The sequence below is a fragment of the Solibacillus sp. FSL W7-1436 genome (genome assembly GCF_038007305.1).
Classification (GTDB): Bacteria; Bacillota; Bacilli; order Bacillales_A; family Planococcaceae; genus Solibacillus.
The window spans coordinates 3,227,444-3,248,421 of sequence record NZ_JBBOWV010000001.1 but is presented as its reverse complement, the minus strand read 5'-3'; the positions used below and the strand labels follow the sequence as shown (position 1 = coordinate 3,248,421).

The following is a 20,978-nucleotide window of genomic DNA, read 5'->3' as shown; positions in this document are numbered from 1 at the left end:
AGGAGGTTTGCAGAAATGATCAAATTCAGCTGGGTAGGAAGCGAAGCGCATTTTGTAGATTCACCACACATTCAGCAACTCGGGAACCTTACGATTGGACGGTTTGGCGGCAATTCATCAGCAGGGCAATATAAAAACGAAGATGGGTGCCTCGTCTGGATGAATGAAAAACAGAACTGGGAATTTGTTATGATTTTGGACGCTCATAACAGTGCAGAAAGCGCGGAACTAGTCGTGGAGACCATATTGCAAGAAGAGCATAACCTGACTGAAATTTTTAACAAGCCGCTTTTCGAAGCTTTTCAGGAATTGGATCAACAGATCATACATATTTTTCAAAATCCGCACTTTTTAGCCCGCTGCCGTGAAATACAGGGGGAAACGGCGTGTCTGATCGTGTTCAGAAAAGACAAATATATTTGGTGGTTTTCAGTTGGGGACTGTATTCTTTATCTATTTCATCCTGAACTGGCAGACATGCAGCAATATCATTTAAATCAGAGAAATTTCTATGAATGGATCGGGAATGTCAATACGTTTGAATTGGAGGTACCATGTTACAGTACTGGACGCAGAGAGTTAAGAAAAGGGAGAAATCAGCTTTTTATGACAACGGACGGACTAACGGAATGTCCCCATACTGCATTTGATAACCCGAAGTATATTATGAAGGTATTTGATCATTCCCAGTCTCAGCATGATTCTGTATGGCAGTTATTAAAGGAGATTGAGGCAAAGGGCGTACGGGACAGTACAACGATTGTTTCATGGACTGTTGATGTCGATCAACATGCAACTGAACCGAGTAATAAATAATCAATAAAAGGGGTTAAGTATATGTTTAAAGTAAAATCAGATTCTGTTACTGGTTATAAAGAAAAGGATATTCATTATACAGTTTTAAGTACCGATGAGCATGCCTCAAAATTGGCGATTTTGCTTCCAGGAGCGGGATATACCGCGCAAGCACCACTTCTACATTATTCGACGGGCGTGTTTTTACATAAATCGGTTGATGTGCTGCAGGTGAATTATACGTATAACGATAAGTTTTACGATGCTTTCACTATGGATGAGCTCGTTGAAGCGATTAAACATGATGTAGATGCAGTCATTAATAAAGTTTTAGAAGAGAATTCATATAACGGCTATTATCTTGTCGGAAAGTCTCTAGGAACGATTGCTATGGCGTCACTGGTTGATAGGGAAATCTTTCAAAATGCAAAAGCTGTATGGTTAACGCCGCTTCTTAATCAAGATGATGTATTTGAATCGATGTTACACAGCCGTAACGAAAGTTTATGTTTTATTGGAGATGATGACACGCATTATAATGCGGAAAGATATCGTCAATTCGCCAATAATCCAAAACTGGTGACAAGACTACTGGCAGGAGCGGATCACAGCCTGCAGTATAAGAGCGATCCTGTCCGTTCAATTGACCTATTAAGAACGGTCATTAAGGAAATCGATGCATTTTAACGAAAAAAGCCTTCCACCAATACGATGGAAGGCTTTCATTTTATTCTAAGTTAACAATTGCGTACTGTGCTTCTTCAGCCGTAAATTTTTCTCCGTATTCGGAAATCAATTGATCATAAATGGCAGAGTCAGACATCGCCATTGTTTCAGCGTATGATTTTGCTTTTTCTAATGCATTCGCTTTCCAGTCAAACTCCAGGTTATCGATTGCATATTGCGCGGCTTCTTTAGGGAAACCTTCACCATATTCCGAAATTAACTGATCATAAATACCGGCTTTAGACATTTGCATTGTTTCCGCATACATTTCCGCTTTTTTCAACGCAGTTTTATATTCGCGCGGTACATTATCTTCTTTCGCTTCCTCTTTTGGCTCTTCTTTTACAATTTCTTTTGTTTCAGCTGTTGCTTCTTTTGGTTCAGTTGTCGTTTCAACTTTTGTGTCTGAATCCACTTCAGTAGTTTCTCCGTCACTGAACATACCGATGATGATTGCTAGTAGAATAATTGCTAAAAATCCGCCACAACCCATTTTAAATACTTTTTTCAACGCGGTAAATCCTCCCTTTCAGTTATATATATATTTTACTAGTTATTACAGGATAATAATACTGGTAAAATCTTTATTTCAAGCAAAAGTTTATTGAATAATCGTTAAATATCTATTAAAATTGATATAAATTATTATCGTCCTATAATGCGTATATGGATTTGAAGAAGTATTTGCAGCAGATGCATATCGGATGAGCAAGGAGGGCTTAATTGCGTGTATTAGCAATGAGATCTATTTAGGGTTTGCGTTGATGTGAGTGGAATAAATCTAAAAGAATGAACTTACTGTAAAATCTAATAAAACCGAATTGCGGGCTGTCCCCAAAAAATTTTCAACAGCCCGTAGTTCGGTTTTCTAATAGCTGAAATGCCTCAATTCAGCTCTTTATCCTAAAATTTCTTCCATCGCTTGTACACAAATCATAATTGCTTCGTCAATCGCTTTTTCGTCAATAATCAGGGGGGGATTAAAGTATAATACGTCTCCTAAAGGACGTAAAATCAATCCTTTTTCTAATGCTTTTTTATAAATCTGGTAACCCGTACGAAGCTCCGTGTTAAAAGGCATTTTCGATTGTTTATCTGCCACTAATTCAATTGCATGAATGAGTCCAAGATGGCGAATTTCACCGACATTTGGATGGTTACCAAGTGCAGTAAATAATGCGTTCGTTAAGTACTCGGCACGTACAGCAGCTTGTTCTAAAATATTTTCTTCTCGTAACACCTTTAAAACAGCTAATGCAGCGGAACAGCCAAGTGGATTCCCACTGTATGTATGGCTATGCATAAATGCTTTGCCTTCACGGTATTCAGCGTAAAAGGCATCGTAAATTTTGTCCGTTGTAATGGTAATGGCCATTGGCATGTAACCACCCGTTAATCCTTTAGATAGACACATCATATCAGGGCTTACCTCAGCATGATCAAACGCAAACATTTTACCTGTTCGACCAAAGCCCGTTGCGATTTCATCGGCAATTAACAGCACATTATAATCGTCGCATAATTTTCGTAGCTTTTTTAAATAGAGAGGGGGATACATACGCATACCTGCAGAGCCTTGCAGTAGCGGTTCTACAATCATCGCACACGTTTCATGACCGTGCTGTTCAAATGCTTTTTCAGCTTGTACAAAGCATTCCACATGACAGCTATCGCGTGTTTTGCCAAATGGGCAACGGTAACAGTCTGGTGCCTCAATGCGAATTGTATCCATCAGCATTGGATTATAAATTTTGGCATATAAGTCCAAGCTTCCGACAGAAAGGGCGCCGATTGTTTCGCCGTGATAGCCATCAGTAAAGCACATAAATTTCGTTTTTTCAGGATGTCCTGTTTGGTACTGATATTGAAACGCCATTTTTAACGCGGCTTCAACAGCAGCTGAACCGTTGTCAGAGAAGTTGAATTTCGTTAAATTAGGAGGAATGATCTCTGATAATTGCTCACAAAGTGTAATGGCTGGCTCATGGGTAAAATTTGCAAAAATAACATGCTCTAACCGATCGAGCTGTGCTTTAATGGATGCTGTGATAGTCGGGTTACGATGGCCAAGTAAATTACACCACCAAGAGCTGACAATGTCGATATACGATTTATCATCAATGTCGAATAAATAAACACCTTCCCCGCGGTCAATGACGATGGGCTTTAATTCCTCATAATCCTTCATTTGTGAGCATGGGTGCCACACATATTTTAAATCTTTCTCTACTAAGTTCATACGAATCCTTCTTTCGCCTAAAATTTACGCAAATAATGATGCTAAGTACTGTGAGTCTATATTTAAATCCGTTGTATCTGCTTCTACTAAAGCAATCACTGGAATATTTGTTAATTGTTCAACCATGGCTTTATTATCGACTTTCATCACATCATGCGCGTCGTAATGATTGAAGATAATACCTTTGATCTCAATCCCTTTTTGCTGTAAATAGGCAACGGTTAGGACAACGGAATTGATCGTGCCAAGTCCAGCATCTGCTACAATAATTGTTGATAGCTGTAAATGTTGAATGATGTCCTCTAACAGTAGCTTTTGTTCGTCCCAGCGAATCGGACAAACGATGCCACCACTTCCTTCTACAGCTACATAGTCATATTTTTCACAACACGCTTTATAGTCTTTTTTTACGATGGCCATATCAACCGGATTGCCTTCCAGTTTTGCGGCTAAATGGGGAGAAACGGCTTGCTCGTATACATAAGAGACGAGATTGTCTAAGTTTTCACCAAGGTTGGCTACTTCATTGACGTATTGAGCATCGCTAGGAATAATCCCATCTACCGTTCGTTCATTGCCACTCATTGCCGCTTTATAATAGCCGCATGCATAGCCACTTTCACGCAGTTTTTTGACAATTAAAGCCGTTACGTATGTTTTGCCGACCTCTGTACCCGTTGCAGTTATAAAAATACCTTTACTCATGTTTATATCCCCTTTAAAATGTAACCAATTTTGGCTGCTACGTTAGCTAGCTCTTGTTTTGTATGGTCTGCCATTAATGCAATGCGTAGTCGCGCACTACCTTTTGTCACCGTTGGGTAGCGAATGGCAGAAATGTAATATCCGTGTTCCAGTAGTGTTGCAGAGACGTCCATTGCCTTTTTTTCATCCCCAACAATAATAGGGAAAATCGCCGTTTCTGAAAGGGTAGGGATGCCTTGCGCCTGTAGGCAAATGTTAAAATGCCGAATATTTTCCTGCAGTTTTTTGACTTGCCCCGAATCTTCTGTAAGTAGGTTAAGGGCAGCGATAGAAGACGCCATTGTGACAGGGGAAAGCGAAGTGGAAAAGATAAAACTGCGTGCTTTATTTTTCAAAAACTCAATGAGCTTCTGTTGCCCACAAACGAAGCCACCTTCACCACCTAAAGCTTTACTCAGTGTACCCATCAAAATATCTGGCTTTTGTGTTAACTGGAAATGCTCACAAATGCCACGGCCTGATGCCCCAAGAACACCTGTAGAATGGGCTTCATCAATCATCGAAAACAACTCATATTGATCAGCAATGCGCAATAGCTCTGGTAAATTGACGATATCTCCGTCCATACTAAAGACAGCGTCACTGACGATTAACCCGCTGCAGCCTGCATGCTGGCGCACTTTCTCCTCTAAATCGTTCATATCGTTATGCTTATACACGACAATTTTTGCCTTGCTCATTTTGCAGCCGTCAATAATACTTGCGTGATTCAGTTCATCACTGAAAATCACATCGTCCTTCGAACAGAGGGCAGAAATGATGCCAATATTGGCGACATAGCCACTATTGAAAGCAAGTGCAGCTTCTGTGCCTTTAAATTCGGCTAACTTTTTTTCTAAAAGTCTGTGAATCGTTGTCGTGCCAGTCGTTAACCGAGAGCCACCCGAGCCTATGCCGTACGTTTGTCCAACCCCAAGTGCATAATCCTTTACTCGTGCATCATTGGCGAAATTGAGATAGTTATTCGATGCCATCATCACGATATCCTTACCGCAGTATGTGACATGTACATCTGGAGCCGATTCGATTTCTTTCATTGTTCGGTAAAGATTGTCCTGCTTTAGTTGTTGTAAGCCTTGCTCTAACTTCGCCCATTTGTCAGCTTTTTTAGGCTGTTTTGTATGAACGAGTACTTTTTGCTGCTGTAAATAGTGAATGGTGTCATGAACAGCACCTTCTTGCTGCTTATATAAAAAGATTCGACCACCGTGCTCACTGCCGAATTCTTTAAGTTTTGTAATACGGACGTAGCCAAGTTCCTTTGAAGCGACGTAACCAGTAACATAATCGGGATCATCAGATATGCAGATTTCCCCAATAATATTCGGTGCATATGCCACCTTAGTTGCTAACACAAGTGCTTCATCAAAGTGATTTTTAGCTATATCTTCTTGTTCAAAGGGCTGTCTAACCCTGTCCATATAAGTTGCCCGAATACCTCGTGCTTGATCGGGCTCTAATCTCTTGAATGTATCGACATCAAGGAGAATAGCACCTCGCATGAAAGAAGCTTCTTTTAAGATTTCCAGTAAGTGCCGGTTATTTGTAACACCGATCTGCTCCATTAGCTTTTGAACCGTTCGTAATCCTTCGTCTGCATCTGCTACCTCTATTGTTCGAACGGGCAAAGCATCGAGTTGAAGAATATCGTCCGGAGCTGTTTTTTCAAGCTTGATATTAATAAAATCGGCTTCTCCTTTCGGATGATTGAATGCTCTATGAATCAAAGCTTGTGTTTGCATAGATACTTCATTTCCTTGCACAATTTTCTCTGCACCTGAAATATGTTTGTTTTGCTCAGCGTTATTTTGACTTGCTCGCATTTTTATGCAGTATAGATTCATTGAAGCCAACTCCTTGTTTTGCATGAACTAAAAAGTGTTTAAAAGGTGTTCGTTGAATGATTTTACGAGCAATCGGATAAATGAGAAACGTTACGATGGCTGTGAAAATCATACCTGGTAGGGCAGAAACTATTAAAATTTTTGGGTTTATATCCAGTAAAGCAGCTAGCACAAATCTGGCAACTAACGTACCTAACGGACCCGCAATGATTAAAATGATAATTCCTGTCCCAAAAAGACCAATAGTTCCTCCTGCGACGATTCGAAAAATAATCGCAACGAACACGTTGATAATTGTATGTGTGCCAATCAACAGGCTGACACCACTTGCGATTAATCCTGCATAAAAATATCGTTTAAACCCGAACAATGCAGCGATGATGACAGCAATCGGAGCAGATAGCTGAAATTCTGTGCCAATCAGTGGAGACGGAATTTTAAAGGTTCCCGTTACGACAATGATGGAAGCAAGCATGGCGATTAAGGGTAATTCCTGCGTTTTTTTCTGTTTTCTTTTTTCCAAATGCATCTATTCCTCCCAAACACCTTGAAAAGCATTGTATTATAACCAAAAAAATATGTAAACCTATTTTTGAAAATGGTTAACACAAAACCGTAATTATTTAAATTTTCTCAAAATAAAATCCAAATACTATTGACATAAAAATTTTTAAAAATTATATTTATGTTAACCTTTTTAGTGTTTTGGGTTAACGTAAAAAATTTCAGAATAAATTTTACTAAATGTTTAGCACTAGAAAAGTAGATTTCGAAGTTGTTATATACCTTCGTAGCATTGAATTGTTTTCTTATGAACGAGGAAAATAGAGTTTAAGCTGCAGTTGGTGCCAAAAAATATGTTGTTTGAGCGAGGGATTTAGACATGAACTGGAACGAATTAGCCCAGGAAGTTATTGAAGGAAAGTTACTTTCAAATGAAGAAGCACTGCAAGTTTTGCACACAGATGATGATGATTTATTGCCATTATTACACGCTGCGTTTACAATCCGTAAACATTACTACGGGAAAAAAGTAAAGCTGAATATGATTTTGAATGCGAAAAGCGGGTATTGCCCAGAAAACTGCGGATATTGTTCACAATCATCTATTTCATCAGCACCAATCGAAAAGTATTCGTTTATAACAAAAGAAGAAATTTTGGAAGGTGCTAAAAAGGCATATGAAAACCAAATCGGCACATTTTGTATCGTAGCCAGTGGACGTGGACCGACACGTAAAGATGTTAACGTTGTGAGTGAAGCAGTAAAGGAAATTAAAGAGCAATACGGCTTAAAAGTTTGTGCATGTCTTGGGTTACTGAGAGACGAGCAAGCAGAACAATTAAAGGATGCTGGGGTTGACCGTTACAACCACAACTTAAATACATCTGCCCGCCACCACGATTACATTACAACATCGCATACATACGCAGATCGTGTAAATACAGTTGAAACTGCCAAAAAACATGGTCTATCACCATGCTCAGGCGCCATCGTAGGGATGCGTGAAACAAAGCAAGACGTAGTGGATATTGCTTACGCGTTACATGCTTTAGACGCAGACTCGATTCCTGTAAACTTTTTAAATGCCATTGATGGGACGAAGCTAGAAGGCACAAAGGAATTAGATCCACGCTATTGCCTAAAAGTATTAGCTTTATTCCGATTCATTAATCCAACGAAGGAAATTCGTATTGCCGGCGGTCGTGAGGTAAACTTAGGCTCATTACAGCCATTTGGTTTATATGTGGCAAACTCTATTTTCGTAGGGGATTACTTAACGACAGAAGGGCAAGAAGAAAACGCCGATTATTTAATGTTAAAAGACCTAGGCTTTGAGATTGAGTTTGTTCAAAAAGCACCTCAATGTAACTAAAAAAACTAAAAATTTTAATTGATTTACGACTCGATTCATCTGAACATGAATTAACTCTTCTAAAATTAATAAGACCCCGAATTGTGAATATTTATAATACGATTCGGGGTTTTTATTGGTAATATACACCGGTTTTTTCATTATAATTAATCCCAGTTTTTAGAATGCTTCTTTATTAAAGCAATCATACTGTTGATTGATGGAGAGAGCCACTTGTCCTTATGGTAAGCAAGGAACGTAGAAATAGCTTGATGTTCTGGCTCTACTTCCTCTCCATGCAATTTCTGACTTTCTAATTCTTCTTTTACTGAAAAATAGGGTACCAATGAAATCCCTAACCCACTTTTAACGCAGTGTTTAATTGCTTCAATACTCTGGAAATCTAAACTTTCTTTCACATCGATTTGTTTAAATTTTATATAGTTATCAAAAACAGACTTATAACTACACGATCTTTCCGTATATAAAACAGTTCTAGAGTTTTCTTGCTTTGGAGGGCTTATTAAAACCATTCTTTCTCTTTTTAAAATTTCACATTTCAGCTCGGGAAGAGACCAATCATCTTTTTCCAATATTAGAGCTAAATCAATGTCCCCGTTTTGAAGGGTTGATGTAACCTGATAATTTTCTATTGATTTGAGTGAAAGGTTAACTTTAGGGTAAGACATTTTATATTCGAGAAGAATAGATGGAATCCGACCGATAGTAAGTGATTCCGATATCCCTATGGTCAAATCACCTGTTGGTTCATCATTTGTATTTAATGCTTGAGAATAAAGTTCTATTATCTTCACAGCATAAGGAAGGAAATGATGACCATATTGAGTTAAAATAACTTTTTTCCTTAGACGATCAAATAATGGTTTTCCTACCTCTTCCTCCAGTTCTTTAATATGAGCTGTTACAGAGGACTGGGCGTAACCAAGATGTTCAGCTGCTTTTTTAAATCCTCCTTTCTCAACAATTGTCTTTAGAGTTATTAAATGACGAAGCTCCATGAAATTACATCTCCCAATACTTATCAGTTTTACTGAATTAAATATTCAATTATATCTATTTTACTAGGGATTCCTATCAAACTTTCAAAAACACCAGGAAAGATCCGATTGGCACCACCGAAACTAGGTGAACATAATGATGAAATTTTTAGTGAGTTAGGTGTTAAACAAAAATAGAACAATATTATTATTGGGGAACTGCCTGGAATTGGCAGTTTTTTTATTTGCTACAAAAATATATCGGATGTTCTATAAATATGGGGCCAGTTGGTGTTCCAGTTAAACGACCCTTAGTAAAAGGCTATACATTAAAGTGTGTTTTTCCTATTTATCCTTTAATAAACATACATTAGAGGATAAAGTTAAGGAGGAAATTCATGATAAGATTGCTTGAACACACTCAGAAAGAAAACTTTAATCATTTTGTTATGGAAGGTGTGAAAGGGAAATATCACATAACTGTAATCCAACCACCTATTGATTTTCATGGGGAGGGATGGGGGCGTAATGAACATGATGGTCACTACATTGTAATAAACAATGATAGAAATACAAAGTATGGCTCCTGCCATTCCTATAATTTCATTTCTAGTTATTTTATAGATAGTAGCCCCTACTTTTTACCATACAGAATAGGCATACATGAAAGTTGTTGGGAAGACTTTATGAAATGTTCTAGGAGATTTATTTACCCTGTTATAAAGAATTGTGAAAAAGTAATTAATAATTGATAGTCTAAGATTAATCAGATTAAATAAATTCTTAGTTTAGGTATAAAAAAACCATTTTTATTTAAAAGAGATGCTTCATTTAGAAGCATCTTTTCTGTTCTATCCCTTAAATTTTAGTAATCTGATTGAATTTAAAATTACAATTAAAGCTGCGCCAGTATCACTTAATACGGCCATCCAAAGTGTAAGGTATCCAGGGAAGATTAAGGCTAAAGCAGCTACTTTAATGATGATAGAGAACCATATATTTTGTTTAATAATCCTTAACGCTTTTTTACTTAACTTCATTGTGTGTGGTAGTTTTTCAAGATTATCAGCCATTAAAACAATATCAGCCGTCTCCATAGCTGTGTCCGTTCCAGCACCACCCATTGCAATACCTAAATCGGCTGATGCGAGTGCAGGAGCATCATTTATACCGTCACCAACCATTGCTACTTTATGACCTTCATTTTGTAATTGCTTAACTGCATCTACTTTGTCTTCTGGTAATAATTCTGCAAAATATCGGTTTACATTTGATTCGGATGCAATCAATTTCGCTGTTCCTTCATTATCTCCTGTCAACATGACTGTTTGTTTAACGCCACTTTGTTTTAATCCATCTAAGGCAGAGGCAGATGTTTCTCGGATTGTATCAGAAACTGCGATAATCCCCATGATCCCTTGTTGCGATCCGATGATGACAACAGATTTACCTTTACTTTGGATTTCTTGAACATGTACAAACACATTTTCTAAAGAGACATGGAGATCTTCAAATAATTTTAGATTTCCAGCGTAATATGTTTCCTCTTGAATCGTCGCTTGAACACCTTTCCCCACAATACTCTTAAAAGAATCCCCATTTTTAGGTTTGATTCCTTTGCCAGTCACATGATTCACGATTGCTTTTGCTATAGGGTGTGTAGAATATTCTTCAAGAGTGAGTGCAATTGAAAGTAATTCGTCTTCAGAATTGTCGAAGGTTTTTATTTCAGTTACTTTCGGTTTACCTTCCGTTAACGTACCAGTTTTGTCGAAAGCAATTGCAGTGATTGCACCTGCTTTTTCAAGGAACGTGCCTCCTTTTATCAAAACACCATTCTTCGCCGCATTTCCAATTGCTGAAACGATGGCAACTGGCGTAGAAATAACTAAAGCACAAGGACAGGCTACAACAAGTAGTTCCAAACCTTTGTAGAACCATTCACCCCAAGTGCCAAAACCAAATAGGGGTGGAAGTACCATCATGACTAATGCCACAATAAATACAATCGGTGTATAGATACTTGCAAATTTATCGACAAAGGCTTCTGTTGGTGCTTTTTTCTCTTGTGCCTCTTCAACTAATTGGATAATTTTTGATATCGTCGTATCTTCAACTAATTTCGTTACCTTAATATCAAGGGAACCGTGTTCGTTAATCGTACCTGCATAGACAGCATCACCAATCGTCTTATCAACAGGAATTGATTCTCCTGTAATCGGTGCTTGATTTATACTAGAGTCTCCAAGAACGATTTCACCATCGAGCGGGACTTTTTCACCTGGTTTCACAACAATAATGTCACCAACGTTTACTTCTTCGACAGATACTTTTGAAATTTCGGTTCCAACCTTCACCCATGCTTCCGCAGGAGCTAAGTCCATCAAATTACGAATTGAATTTCGAGTCCGTTCAATTGAACGATTTTGAAGGTACTTACCTATCGCAAATAACCAAACAACGGTTGCACCTTCAAACCATTCTCCGATCAAAGCAGCCCCAATAGCTGCAGCAGACATGAGTACATTCATATCCAATGAACGACTTTTAATTGCATAGAAAGCACTTCTAATGGGCTTAACTCCACTAATCACCATTACAATAGCGTATAGAATGGTCGACAGTAAAGGAGGTATTCCTATAAATGATCCAATAAAACCAAATGCCAACAATACACCAGACAATATCACGAAAGTGCTGTCGTTTATTTTTTTACCTTTTTGTTCCGATAGAGACTGTTGGTTTTCACCTACTAATGATGCTTGAAAACCGATTTTAGAAACTTCAGAAATGACTTCCTGTACACTATTCGAATGTTCAATTTTCATTTTTCCGGTAGAGAAATTGACGTTTACACTTTTAACTGATGGAAGGGTATTTAAGTGATTTTCAATGCTTTTTGCGCAACTACTGCAATCCATTCCACTGATATTAAATGTTTTCGTATTTTCTTTTTGGATTAAAGGTTCTGCGGAAAAGCCAAGTTTTTTAATTTCCTTTTCAATTGGAAGTAATGCATCAGCGCTAGCCGCAGCAACTTGCATTTTCCCTGTGCTAAAATTAACTTTAACTTCTGCAACATCTTTCAGTTTGCTTAACCCTTTTTCAATGGTTACTGCACATGCACCGCAATCCATTCCATGAACCCGATATGACATTTTTTCTACTGGTAGGGAAGAAGTTGGAATTGACTGGGTTGTCTGTTGTTCTGGATCGCTTGAACAACTCTCTATGGATGAATTACTACAACAAATTGCTTCTTCTTTTGATTCTTTTGAACTGTTACTGCTACAACAACTCGATATTTCTTTTAAGTTTGCTGGTTCAGCCTGTGATTTACTACAGCAACTTGCTTCTTCTTCATCTTCAGATTCTTTCGAGCTGTTATTACTGCAACAACTCGCGATATCTTGATTTGAAACCGAAATAGACGTACTTCCAGAACCTTTGTCACTTGAACAACAACTTGATTTTTCTTGATTTGTATCCTTTTTAACAGTAGAACTGCAACAATTATTCTCCACTGTTTTAGGTATATTTTTTGAGCTACAGCATTCTTGAGCCAAAACAATCTCCTCCTAATCTATATGACGCTCGCAACATGCAACATCATTTTCAACATCTTCAAGAACAACATCAAACATGGTTAACAAATCTCTTATATGTTGATTTCGTAAGCTGTAGTAAATGTATTTACCTTCATTTCGACCGACAATAATTCCACAGCCTTTTAAACAGGCAAGGTGTTGTGAAATGTTCGACTGATTTCCATTAATTTCGTCTACAATTTCGGTCACTGTTTTTTCTTTATTCTTTATACATTCAAGAATTTTTATCCTTGTCTTGTTTGAAAACCCATGAATTAACTTAACTTTCATATCGGTATTAATGTTTTCCACAAAATTCCTCCAATTGTATTAGTAAAAACGAATACGTTATGCTATCATCATATTAGCTTTTACTAATATGTGTGTAAATCTTTTTATTTAAATGAAAAATAAAATTAGAAAGAGAGTTGAATTTGCATAACAAACTGATTTTAATTAAAAACTGCGTATCTAAAATAGGTAATTAAAGCAGAGGGGGAGTTAGATTGTATGACACAATCGTTATAGGAGCTGGACAAGCAGGTCTTGCTGTCGGTTACTATTTAAAACAACAAAAGCAGAACTTTTTAATTTTAGATAAAGCAAAAGAAGTGGGCGAAAGTTGGACCAACCGATATGATTCTTTAGTTTTATTCACACCAAGAATGTATGATGCCTTACCAGGATTATCATTTGAAGGAGATGCTCACGGTTTCCCGACAAAGCAAGAAATAGTTCGTTATTTAAAGCAATATGCGTCTGTATTCGAGCTACCACTTCAGTTCCAAACTCGCAAGTTGGATACCACGCTTTTTATAAGGCTCTAAATCCTCCTTATAATAAAGCTCGCAGAGATAATTGGCATTAATGATATCTAACTTTAGTGGGGGAGTGAAAGATAGATGTTATTATCCGAAGCGTGGAATAAATACCAACAAGATAAAAAAATTGAGGGATATTCAACACTAACATTAAAAACATATTGTTTTCAATACAAACTTTTATTGCGGTATTTTGGTGATATTGATTTGAATGAATTTAGTACAGAGAAATACTTCTTGTCCTTTTACAGATAGGAGCAGTGTCCTTTATATATGTACTTAATAAAAATAGGGACACCGTCATAATATATATTATAGGAAGTTAAGTCTCGTTTCAAAAGTATACTTATAATAGTGAGACAAAATGCGATTTTAATGAAATAGCCATAATATAATCAGACCCGTTATATTATGGCTATTTGCTTACTTTTTCAGTTGGATCGTTACGCTTTTATACAGCTTTATATAAATAAATTGTTCATCAGCAAAATAATCCAACGCGTTTTGTTTGCTTAATTGCTGCTCCAATCCCGGTATTAACACAATTGGCAACTTCAATTGTGCCGGCTGTTTAAATTCCACGTTTTTACGGTTACTCGTTAGTTGAATATGTAAACCTCTATGAATATATAAATCTACCGTCAGCTGTTTATAATGATCATCTACTGTCAATTCGACTCCATCCGCGCTTTTAAACACAATTGGCTGACATTTATCTTGCTGATCTGCTGATGCTACCCAGCTGTCCCCAAATGCATTTAACGGGACTTGCAGGCGATTTTCAGCGGCTTCAACCTGAAATGAATTTTCAATTACGTTATCCGCTAAAATCAATTTCTGAATGCGTTCAGCTGTCTGATTCGCATACAAGACTTCAAGTGTCTTCTCAGTTTCATAGATTTGTAGAACTTGTTCCGCGCTTAGCTGTGTCAATTCCTCAGCATCCAGCTCTAATTGATACAAATAGCCATTATGAGAATCATTCCTGAAATATAAAAGCCCATTTACATAGAAACAAAACTGAAATTTAACAGCAAGTTTCTGTTTTGCCTGAAATGGATAATCAGCAAAATTGATTTCATACAAATAACCATTACGAGGATTTGCATAATAGAAACTAGTATTGACGAGACAGCCATCATATAAACGATGAAATGCTTCAAATTTTTTACTCGTACACATGGGATAATGATTTTCATTCCATTCATGATCAATACGCATTTTCTCATCCGCAACTAAAAAATAGCGATAGCGAACTTCTCTGCCAGGAATCGAACCGATATCATCCCAAGTGACGTCCACATGATACCACTGATCCTCAATCTGCACCATATTCCATGCATGTCCCTCTGTCCCCTCACCCGCCGCTTTTCCGATCACATAATAACAAGGAATTTCAAGTGCTTCCATCATCTTTTCAAACAGAAGCGCGTATGCCATACAGACTCCATGCTTTTCATTCATAAACGTATACACAGCAAACGGCGAACCTTCTGTATGCCGTTCATAGCTATACGTTCTTGCAATATAGTCGTGCACAGTGAATACCTTTTGTAATGTTGACATGTCCGGATCAATTCGATTTTTTAAAATGGCTTCAATTTCATCAAGCATCCATTTTTCTTCCTGACGCGCCATACGATAACGCAGCGTAAATTCCACTTTAATCCGATTTTTCGTTAATTGGCGATATTTGTAGCTGCGCTTTTCACAATGCTGGGTATAAAATGGCTGTTCCAGATGACACTGATCAAAAGCTTCCTGAATTAAAGCATCGATCGGCATTGGCAGCTGGCCGTTAATATGCAGCGTAAACTGCCTGTCCATGCGCTCCATATGGGCAATAAGCGCCGGCAGCAGCTGTTTTGCTGTAACAGTCGTTGTTTTGATTGAATTTCCTTTCCTTTTATACTGTTTGTAGCTTTCAAAATACGTTTTCACAATATGTCGATACTCCTCTTATAACGCTTCGGTTTCGTCTTCTTCAAATGAATTGAGCTTAACATATATTTCAACCATTTTCCCGTCCATTTCAATGATTTTCTCCAAATGCATTCCGTTTTTTATAGCAATTCTTTTAGACCCTTCATTGCCTGCTTGAATCGCTGAAATATACCGGTGCAGCCACATTTCTTCGTCTGCATATGTTGCCAGCGCCTGTGCTGCTTCAAATCCGTAGCCTTGTCCCCAATAAGCACGTTTAATCCAGTACCCGAGCTCGATTTCAAATGTATCGTCAATAACTTGCGCAACAAGCCCCGCGTGTCCGATAAATTCTCCCGTTTGACGATGAATCAGTTTATGTAACCCGTAATCCCCAAAGTTTCGGTACTGTTCAACCATCCGTTCAATTAAATGGATCGCATATTGTTGATCCTTTACTTGCCCGTCGCCAATAAATTTCATCATAAACGGATCCGAAACAAGCTCGATAACATATGGAAGATCCTTTTCCGTATAACGTACAAACGTTAACCGCTTCGTATTTAAATTCAACATCGTATTCCTCCAATTTAGTACTTTTATGATTAGTCCTTTATAATATCTCGGGTTTTTTCTCATATGCAGTCAAAATATTATCATTTCTCTTTCATTTTTTTTGTAAATAATTAGATTTCTTCCATAAATGAATTCCCTTAAATAAAATAAAAATTTTTATATTGATAGTATATCAAATTTTTATCATTTCTTTTGTGTTATAGTACAATGTGCTGAATGACTTAGATTCAGATTAAATCATAAATATTTTAAGTATCGAAATATAATATTGTGCTTTATGTAATCTAATTTCTGTTTAAAATTTGTTTTTCTTTACTCCCTTTCCGTAAATAATAATGTTTTGTAAATTTTTAATTCATCTTCTTAAATTTTCTCTCCTTAAAACTTGATAATTCTGTTCCATTCGCATTTTAAACATTCTAATTTTTCAGAAAAAATGTTATTGCATTATATTCTTTCCCCTCTTACAATGAGTACTATTAACGGATTTCATTAGTAATATTCCGTTTAAAACAGAAAAATTTTTCATAAGGGGGAATTACGTTGAGTCAATTAGGGGATAAAATCTCAACGAAATGCGATGGTATTAACTATGATAAAATCGATCGCATGGAAACATTCAATCAGTTTGTAAAGAAGAAAAACACATTTTTATTTGGAATAACTATAACATTTTTGACATTGTACATCTTACTGCCGGTATTGGCGTTCACACCTGTGTTACAACAGAAGGCTGTTGGCAGCATTACTTGGGTATGGGTCTACTCGCTTGCCCTATTCATTATGACAATTATTTTATGTACACTCTACGTAAAAATGGCAGCTAAATTCGATAAAGCGGCAGCTGCTGTTTTACAAGAATATGAAAAGGCAGGTGCATAACGATGAATCTTGTTTCAGCAGGTTTCTTTCTCGGTATCGTAGGTTTAACATTGATCGTTACATATATCGCTGCTAGAAGAACTTCTTCAGCAAGCGATTTCTATACAGCTGGCGGTGGTTTAAAAGGTTGGCAAAACGGCTTTGCCATTGCTGGTGACTACTTATCTGCAGCTGCATTCCTTGGGGTTTCCGGGGCGATTGCATTAACAGGTTTTGACGGCTTCTTCTTCTCTGTCGGATATGTTGTAGCCAATTTAGTTCTACTATATATAATAGCGGAACCGATGCGTAATTTAGGACGCTATACATTGGCGGATATGCTGACGGCACGTTTCAATGAAAAACGGATTCGCGGTGTAGCGGCAACAGGAACGATTATTATCGTTATTTTGTATATGATTGCCCAATTAGTTGGTGCCGGTGCACTAATTAAACTTTTATTCGGTATTGAGTATTGGATGGCTGTTTTAATAGTAGGAGTTATGATGACGACGTACGTACTGTTCGGCGGAATGACGGCAACGAGCTGGGTACAGATTATTAAAGCGGGTCTATTGTTGTTCGGTACAACATTGTTGGCATTTTTAGTATTTTCGAAGTTTGATTTCAATTTAGTGAAAATGTTTGATACGGTCAGCACTAATTACGGGGAACAGTATCTGGTTCCTGGTATGAAGTACACATCAACGATCGATTCGGTTTCGATGATGCTTGCATTAGTATTAGGTACATCTGGTTTACCGCATATTTTAATGCGCTTCTTTACTGTAAAAGATGCGAAGACGGCCCGCGCTTCCATTTCATGGACAACATGGATTACAGCGATCTTCTTCTCGTTGACAATTTTCTTAGGCTTTGGTGCCATGCATTTCGTCGGCTTTGATAAAATCATCGCAGAAAATTCTGCGGGTAATACGGCTGCCCCACTGTTGGCAGAGTTTTTAGGCGGCAATATCTTATTATCATTCATTTGTGCGGTTGCCTTTGCTACTATATTAGCGGTTGTATCCGGTTTAGTATTAACAGGTGCATCGGCAATTTCCCATGATATTTATGGTGAAATTCTTAAAGACGGTAAATTAACGGAAAAGCAACAAGTTTTAGCTGCCCGAATCGGTTCGATTTCGATTGCGATTGTTTCAATCATTTTGGCATTATTTGCACAGAGCTTAAACGTTTCCTTCTTAGTATCGTTTGCATTCTGTATCGGGGCATCGGCAAACTTACCGGTTATTCTCTATACGATCTATTGGAAGAAATTCAATGCAAACGGCGCGGTTGCTGCAATGGTAACAGGTTTAGTTTCCTGTCTCGTATTAGGTGCGCTTGGTCCGAACATTTGGAGTCCTACAGGAAATGCAATTTTAGTAGGTGAACCAATCGTGAACTTGGCGGTGCCTGCCATTATTACGATTCCTTTAAGCTTCTTTGCAGGCTACTTAGGCTCGATTTTAACGGCACATAAAGTGGAACAGGCAGAGGCTGAACGTGTTTATAAAGAAATCCGCGTAAAAGCACATACAGGGATTTCTGTACAGGATGTTTCCCATTAATTATTATAAGAAATAATAAATAGAACTAAAAATTGAAATTAAACAAAACTGTCTCGAAAATATTCTCTATTTTTGAGCAGTTTTTTCGTTTTTTATACCATTTTTTTCATGAATATAACTTTTCGAATATACTGAATTTATTTTTTTGTAAAATAAATCATTTTTTAAATATTACTTTTACTTATTAAAATGAATAATATTTTCTTATAATTATTTTCTGATTTTTTGTAATTTTTTAAAGTTTTGGGTCCTACAAACCCACGTAATGACTAGTTTTATCGACAATATCCAAAATCTAACAAATTAATATTTTCCCCTTAATGTATTATTTTTTCTCTATTAAACTTATTTTTTCAAGAAATTTTTCTGCATAATTTATTTAAAAAGTGTTGCAATTTTGTTACAGCTAAAATAGAATGAAAATGTAAAATCCTAAAAGTAGAATTTTACGTACATTAAGCAGTAATAATTATCACAAAATGGGGGAATGTTTATGGGGAATAAGCAAAAGCCGATTATTGATTATGAAAGAATTGCATCACAGCAATCTTTCAGGCAACTTGCGAAGAAAAAGAATTCGTTTTTATGGTCGGTTACCGCAATCTTTTTAGTACTTTATATGTTATTGCCAATCTTAACTTCGTTTACAGAAATCTTACATCAAAAAGCGATTGGTGATATTACATGGGTATGGGTGTATTCAGCAGGTCTGTTCATAATGACTTGGGGGCTGGCTCACTTCTATGTAGCACGTGCTAATAAATATGACGCAGAAGCGAAAGCGATCATTGCGGAATATGAAGGAGGTCGTAAATAATGAATGGGATGAGTTTTACAGCCGTCTTCTTCTTCGTAGCAATCGTAGGTTTAACGTTAGTCATTACTTGGTGGGCTTCTAAACGTACATCCAGTGCGTCGGATTTCTACACAGCTGGCGGCGGGTTAACAGGCTGGCAAAATGGTATGGCCATTGCCGGTGACTACTTATCGGCAGCATCATTCCTGGGTATCGCGGGTTCGATTGCCTTATTCGGATTCGATGGCTTCTTCTTCTCGATCGGTTACCTTGTAGCCTATTTAGTAGTTTTATATATCGTAGCTGAGCCATTACGTAACTTAGGCCGATTCACATTGGCCGACATGATTACAGCTCGTTTCGATAAAGCGAAGGTTCGTGGTACAGCAGCATTATCTACGATTACAATCGTATTATTCTACATGATCGCACAGCTTGTAGGTGCAGGTGCTCTTATTCAATTACTTTTAGGTATTGAATACTGGATGGCGGTACTATTAGTTGGTGTCATGATGACGATTTACGTATTATTCGGTGGTATGACTGCCACATCTTGGGTACAGATCATTAAAGCAGCGCTATTAATGTTAGGTACTGTCATTATTTCATTCTTAGTATTAGCAAAATTCGACTTCTCGATTGCACAAATGTTTACGCAAATGACAACTGAAACTGAACATGGTGCAGCTTACTTAAATCCAGGTTTACGTTATACAAACGGTATTGATACAATTTCAATGCTAATGGCGTTAGTACTTGGTACAGCAGGTCTTCCACACATCCTAATGCGTTTCTTCACAGTAAAAGACGCACAAACAGCCCGTTCTTCAGTAATTTGGGCTACTTGGATTGTTGGTTTATTCTATGTATTAACAATCTTCCTAGGTTTCGGTGCAGCAGCATTCGTTGGTGCAGACAAAATCATAGCAGCGAACCCGGCAGGAAACATGGCTGCTCCACTATTGGCACAAGCGCTTGGTGGCGATATTCTGTTCTCATTCGTTTGTGCGGTAGCATTCGCGACAATCTTAGCGGTAGTAGCAGGTTTAGTACTTTCAGGTGCATCTGCCCTATCTCATGATATTTACGGACAGATTATTAAAAAAGGGAAAGTTTCTGAAAAAGAGGCGGTTAAAGCAGCCCGTATCGGTTCAATCATTATCTCGGTTGTTTCGATTCTGTTAGCATTGGGTGCTCAAACATTAAACGTGGCGTTCCTAGTATCATTAGCATTCTGTATCGCGGCATCAGCGAACTTACCGGTAATCATCTACACAATTTACTGGAAACGTTTCAACACATCAGGTGCGGTTACAGCAATGTTGACAGGTTTAATCTCTGCATTGATTTTAGTTGCCGTTTCTCCAAACGTATGGAATCCGGTTGAAGGTAAAGCAATCTTTGTGGGTGAACCGTTAATTATGTTAACGAACCCTGCATTAATTTCTGTACCTCTTGGATTCTTAGGCGGATTTATCGGTACATTAATTTCTAAAGAAAGAAATGATCTGAAATACCGTGAAGTAGAAGTAAAAGCTCAAACGGGTATTTCTGTACAAGACATTTCTCACTAAAATAACCTTCCTTACTTTGACTTGACGAGTTGAGGAAAAAAACG

General features: G+C 37.5%; 18 protein-coding genes and 1 pseudogene. 9 read left to right on the top strand and 10 right to left on the bottom strand.

Going from position 1 to position 20,978, the window contains the following annotated elements; translation table 11 throughout:
• Positions 1-15: 15 nt before the first annotated feature.
• Positions 16-816: a protein phosphatase 2C domain-containing protein gene (locus MKX73_RS16025; RefSeq protein WP_340718319.1), complete on the top strand. Its 801-nt coding sequence runs from the start codon at positions 16-18 to the stop codon at positions 814-816.
• A gap of 21 nt (positions 817-837) precedes the next feature.
• Positions 838-1,482 carry an alpha/beta family hydrolase gene (locus MKX73_RS16020; protein WP_340718318.1) on the top strand — a complete coding sequence of 215 codons (645 nt, stop codon included), beginning with the start codon at positions 838-840 and terminating at the stop codon, positions 1,480-1,482.
• A 40-nt stretch (positions 1,483-1,522) separates the two neighbouring features.
• Here MKX73_RS16020 and MKX73_RS16015 read toward each other — a convergent pair whose 3' ends face one another.
• From MKX73_RS16015 to MKX73_RS15995, 5 genes are all read right to left on the bottom strand, one after another.
• Positions 1,523-2,032: an Ltp family lipoprotein gene (locus tag MKX73_RS16015; RefSeq protein ID WP_340718317.1), complete on the bottom strand. Its 510-nt coding sequence runs from the start codon at positions 2,030-2,032 to the stop codon at positions 1,523-1,525.
• Between the two features lie 387 nt (positions 2,033-2,419).
• Positions 2,420-3,760 carry an adenosylmethionine--8-amino-7-oxononanoate transaminase gene (gene bioA / locus MKX73_RS16010; RefSeq protein ID WP_340718316.1) on the bottom strand — a complete coding sequence of 447 codons (1,341 nt, stop codon included), beginning with the start codon at positions 3,758-3,760 and terminating at the stop codon, positions 2,420-2,422.
• 24 nt (positions 3,761-3,784) lie between these two features.
• Positions 3,785-4,465 carry a dethiobiotin synthase gene (gene bioD / locus MKX73_RS16005; protein WP_340718315.1) on the bottom strand — a complete coding sequence of 227 codons (681 nt, stop codon included), beginning with the start codon at positions 4,463-4,465 and terminating at the stop codon, positions 3,785-3,787.
• Between the two features lie 2 nt (positions 4,466-4,467).
• Positions 4,468-6,369, bottom strand: coding sequence for an 8-amino-7-oxononanoate synthase (bioF, locus tag MKX73_RS16000; protein ID WP_340718314.1), 1,902 nt, complete (start codon positions 6,367-6,369; stop codon positions 4,468-4,470).
• Positions 6,329-6,892 carry a hypothetical protein gene (locus MKX73_RS15995; RefSeq protein ID WP_340718313.1) on the bottom strand — a complete coding sequence of 188 codons (564 nt, stop codon included), beginning with the start codon at positions 6,890-6,892 and terminating at the stop codon, positions 6,329-6,331. The genes bioF and MKX73_RS15995 overlap by 41 nt, the downstream gene beginning before the upstream one ends.
• A gap of 360 nt (positions 6,893-7,252) precedes the next feature.
• Here MKX73_RS15995 and bioB point away from each other — a divergent pair, with 360 nt between their 5' ends.
• On the top strand, positions 7,253-8,245 hold the full coding sequence (gene bioB / locus MKX73_RS15990) for a biotin synthase BioB (protein ID WP_340718312.1): 993 nt from the start codon (positions 7,253-7,255) through the stop codon (positions 8,243-8,245).
• Positions 8,246-8,391: 146 nt separating this feature from the next.
• On the opposite strand, the gene MKX73_RS15985 is transcribed toward bioB, so the two are convergent.
• Entirely contained in the window at positions 8,392-9,243 is an 852-nt protein-coding gene (locus tag MKX73_RS15985; RefSeq protein ID WP_340718311.1) for a LysR family transcriptional regulator, read from the bottom strand.
• Positions 9,244-9,620: 377 nt separating this feature from the next.
• On the opposite strand from MKX73_RS15985, the gene MKX73_RS15980 reads away from it, so the two are divergent.
• On the top strand, positions 9,621-9,974 hold the full coding sequence (locus tag MKX73_RS15980; RefSeq protein WP_340718310.1) for a hypothetical protein: 354 nt from the start codon (positions 9,621-9,623) through the stop codon (positions 9,972-9,974).
• A gap of 99 nt (positions 9,975-10,073) precedes the next feature.
• Here MKX73_RS15980 and MKX73_RS15975 read toward each other — a convergent pair whose 3' ends face one another.
• Positions 10,074-12,527 (bottom strand): heavy metal translocating P-type ATPase, encoded by a 2,454-nt coding sequence (locus MKX73_RS15975; RefSeq protein ID WP_445783330.1) that lies wholly within the window; start codon positions 12,525-12,527, stop codon positions 10,074-10,076.
• A 273-nt stretch (positions 12,528-12,800) separates the two neighbouring features.
• Entirely contained in the window at positions 12,801-13,100 is a 300-nt protein-coding gene (locus MKX73_RS15970; protein WP_445783329.1) for an ArsR/SmtB family transcription factor, read from the bottom strand.
• Between the two features lie 215 nt (positions 13,101-13,315).
• Here MKX73_RS15970 and MKX73_RS15965 point away from each other — a divergent pair.
• A pseudogene (locus tag MKX73_RS15965) lies at positions 13,316-13,600 on the top strand (NAD(P)-binding domain-containing protein); the annotation flags it as partial.
• Between the two features lie 453 nt (positions 13,601-14,053).
• On the opposite strand, the gene MKX73_RS15960 reads toward MKX73_RS15965, so the two are convergent.
• Positions 14,054-15,571, bottom strand: a complete 1,518-nt coding sequence (locus MKX73_RS15960) for a transglutaminase domain-containing protein (RefSeq protein WP_340718308.1) — start codon at positions 15,569-15,571, stop codon at positions 14,054-14,056.
• 18 nt (positions 15,572-15,589) lie between these two features.
• Positions 15,590-16,129, bottom strand: a complete 540-nt coding sequence (locus MKX73_RS15955; RefSeq protein ID WP_340718307.1) for a GNAT family N-acetyltransferase — start codon at positions 16,127-16,129, stop codon at positions 15,590-15,592.
• Positions 16,130-16,672: 543 nt separating this feature from the next.
• Here MKX73_RS15955 and MKX73_RS15950 point away from each other — a divergent pair.
• From MKX73_RS15950 to MKX73_RS15935, 4 genes are all read left to right on the top strand, one after another.
• The gene (locus MKX73_RS15950; RefSeq protein ID WP_340718306.1) at positions 16,673-17,011 is read left to right on the top strand and encodes a DUF485 domain-containing protein; all 339 of its coding nucleotides are present in this window, start codon (positions 16,673-16,675) and stop codon (positions 17,009-17,011) included.
• A 2-nt stretch (positions 17,012-17,013) separates the two neighbouring features.
• The gene (locus tag MKX73_RS15945; protein ID WP_340718305.1) at positions 17,014-18,564 is read left to right on the top strand and encodes a solute symporter family protein; all 1,551 of its coding nucleotides are present in this window, start codon (positions 17,014-17,016) and stop codon (positions 18,562-18,564) included.
• Between the two features lie 493 nt (positions 18,565-19,057).
• A complete protein-coding gene (locus tag MKX73_RS15940; RefSeq protein ID WP_340718304.1) occupies positions 19,058-19,381 on the top strand; it encodes a DUF485 domain-containing protein in 324 nt (107 codons plus the stop codon).
• Positions 19,382-19,389: 8 nt separating this feature from the next.
• Positions 19,390-20,934, top strand: coding sequence for a solute symporter family protein (locus MKX73_RS15935; protein ID WP_340718922.1), 1,545 nt, complete (start codon positions 19,390-19,392; stop codon positions 20,932-20,934).
• Positions 20,935-20,978: the final 44 nt, after the last annotated feature.

Bases quoted from the DNA above. Each gene is read 5' to 3' on its own strand.
- MKX73_RS15935 (WP_340718922.1), top strand. From the start codon at position 19,390: ATGAGTTTTACAGCCGTCTTCTTCTTCGTAGCAATCGTAGGTTTAACG.
- bioA (WP_340718316.1), bottom strand. From the start codon at position 3,760: ATGAACTTAGTAGAGAAAGATTTAAAATATGTGTGGCACCCATGCTCA.
- MKX73_RS15985 (WP_340718311.1), bottom strand. From the start codon at position 9,243: ATGGAGCTTCGTCATTTAATAACTCTAAAGACAATTGTTGAGAAAGGA.
- MKX73_RS16020 (WP_340718318.1), top strand. From the start codon at position 838: ATGTTTAAAGTAAAATCAGATTCTGTTACTGGTTATAAAGAAAAGGAT.
- MKX73_RS16025 (WP_340718319.1), top strand. From the start codon at position 16: ATGATCAAATTCAGCTGGGTAGGAAGCGAAGCGCATTTTGTAGATTCA.
- bioD (WP_340718315.1), bottom strand. From the start codon at position 4,465: ATGAGTAAAGGTATTTTTATAACTGCAACGGGTACAGAGGTCGGCAAA.
- bioB (WP_340718312.1), top strand. From the start codon at position 7,253: ATGAACTGGAACGAATTAGCCCAGGAAGTTATTGAAGGAAAGTTACTT.
- MKX73_RS15970 (WP_445783329.1), bottom strand. From the start codon at position 13,100: ATGAAAGTTAAGTTAATTCATGGGTTTTCAAACAAGACAAGGATAAAA.
- MKX73_RS15955 (WP_340718307.1), bottom strand. From the start codon at position 16,129: ATGTTGAATTTAAATACGAAGCGGTTAACGTTTGTACGTTATACGGAA.
- MKX73_RS15945 (WP_340718305.1), top strand. From the start codon at position 17,014: ATGAATCTTGTTTCAGCAGGTTTCTTTCTCGGTATCGTAGGTTTAACA.
- bioF (WP_340718314.1), bottom strand. From the start codon at position 6,369: ATGAATCTATACTGCATAAAAATGCGAGCAAGTCAAAATAACGCTGAG.
- MKX73_RS15940 (WP_340718304.1), top strand. From the start codon at position 19,058: ATGGGGAATAAGCAAAAGCCGATTATTGATTATGAAAGAATTGCATCA.
- MKX73_RS15980 (WP_340718310.1), top strand. From the start codon at position 9,621: ATGATAAGATTGCTTGAACACACTCAGAAAGAAAACTTTAATCATTTT.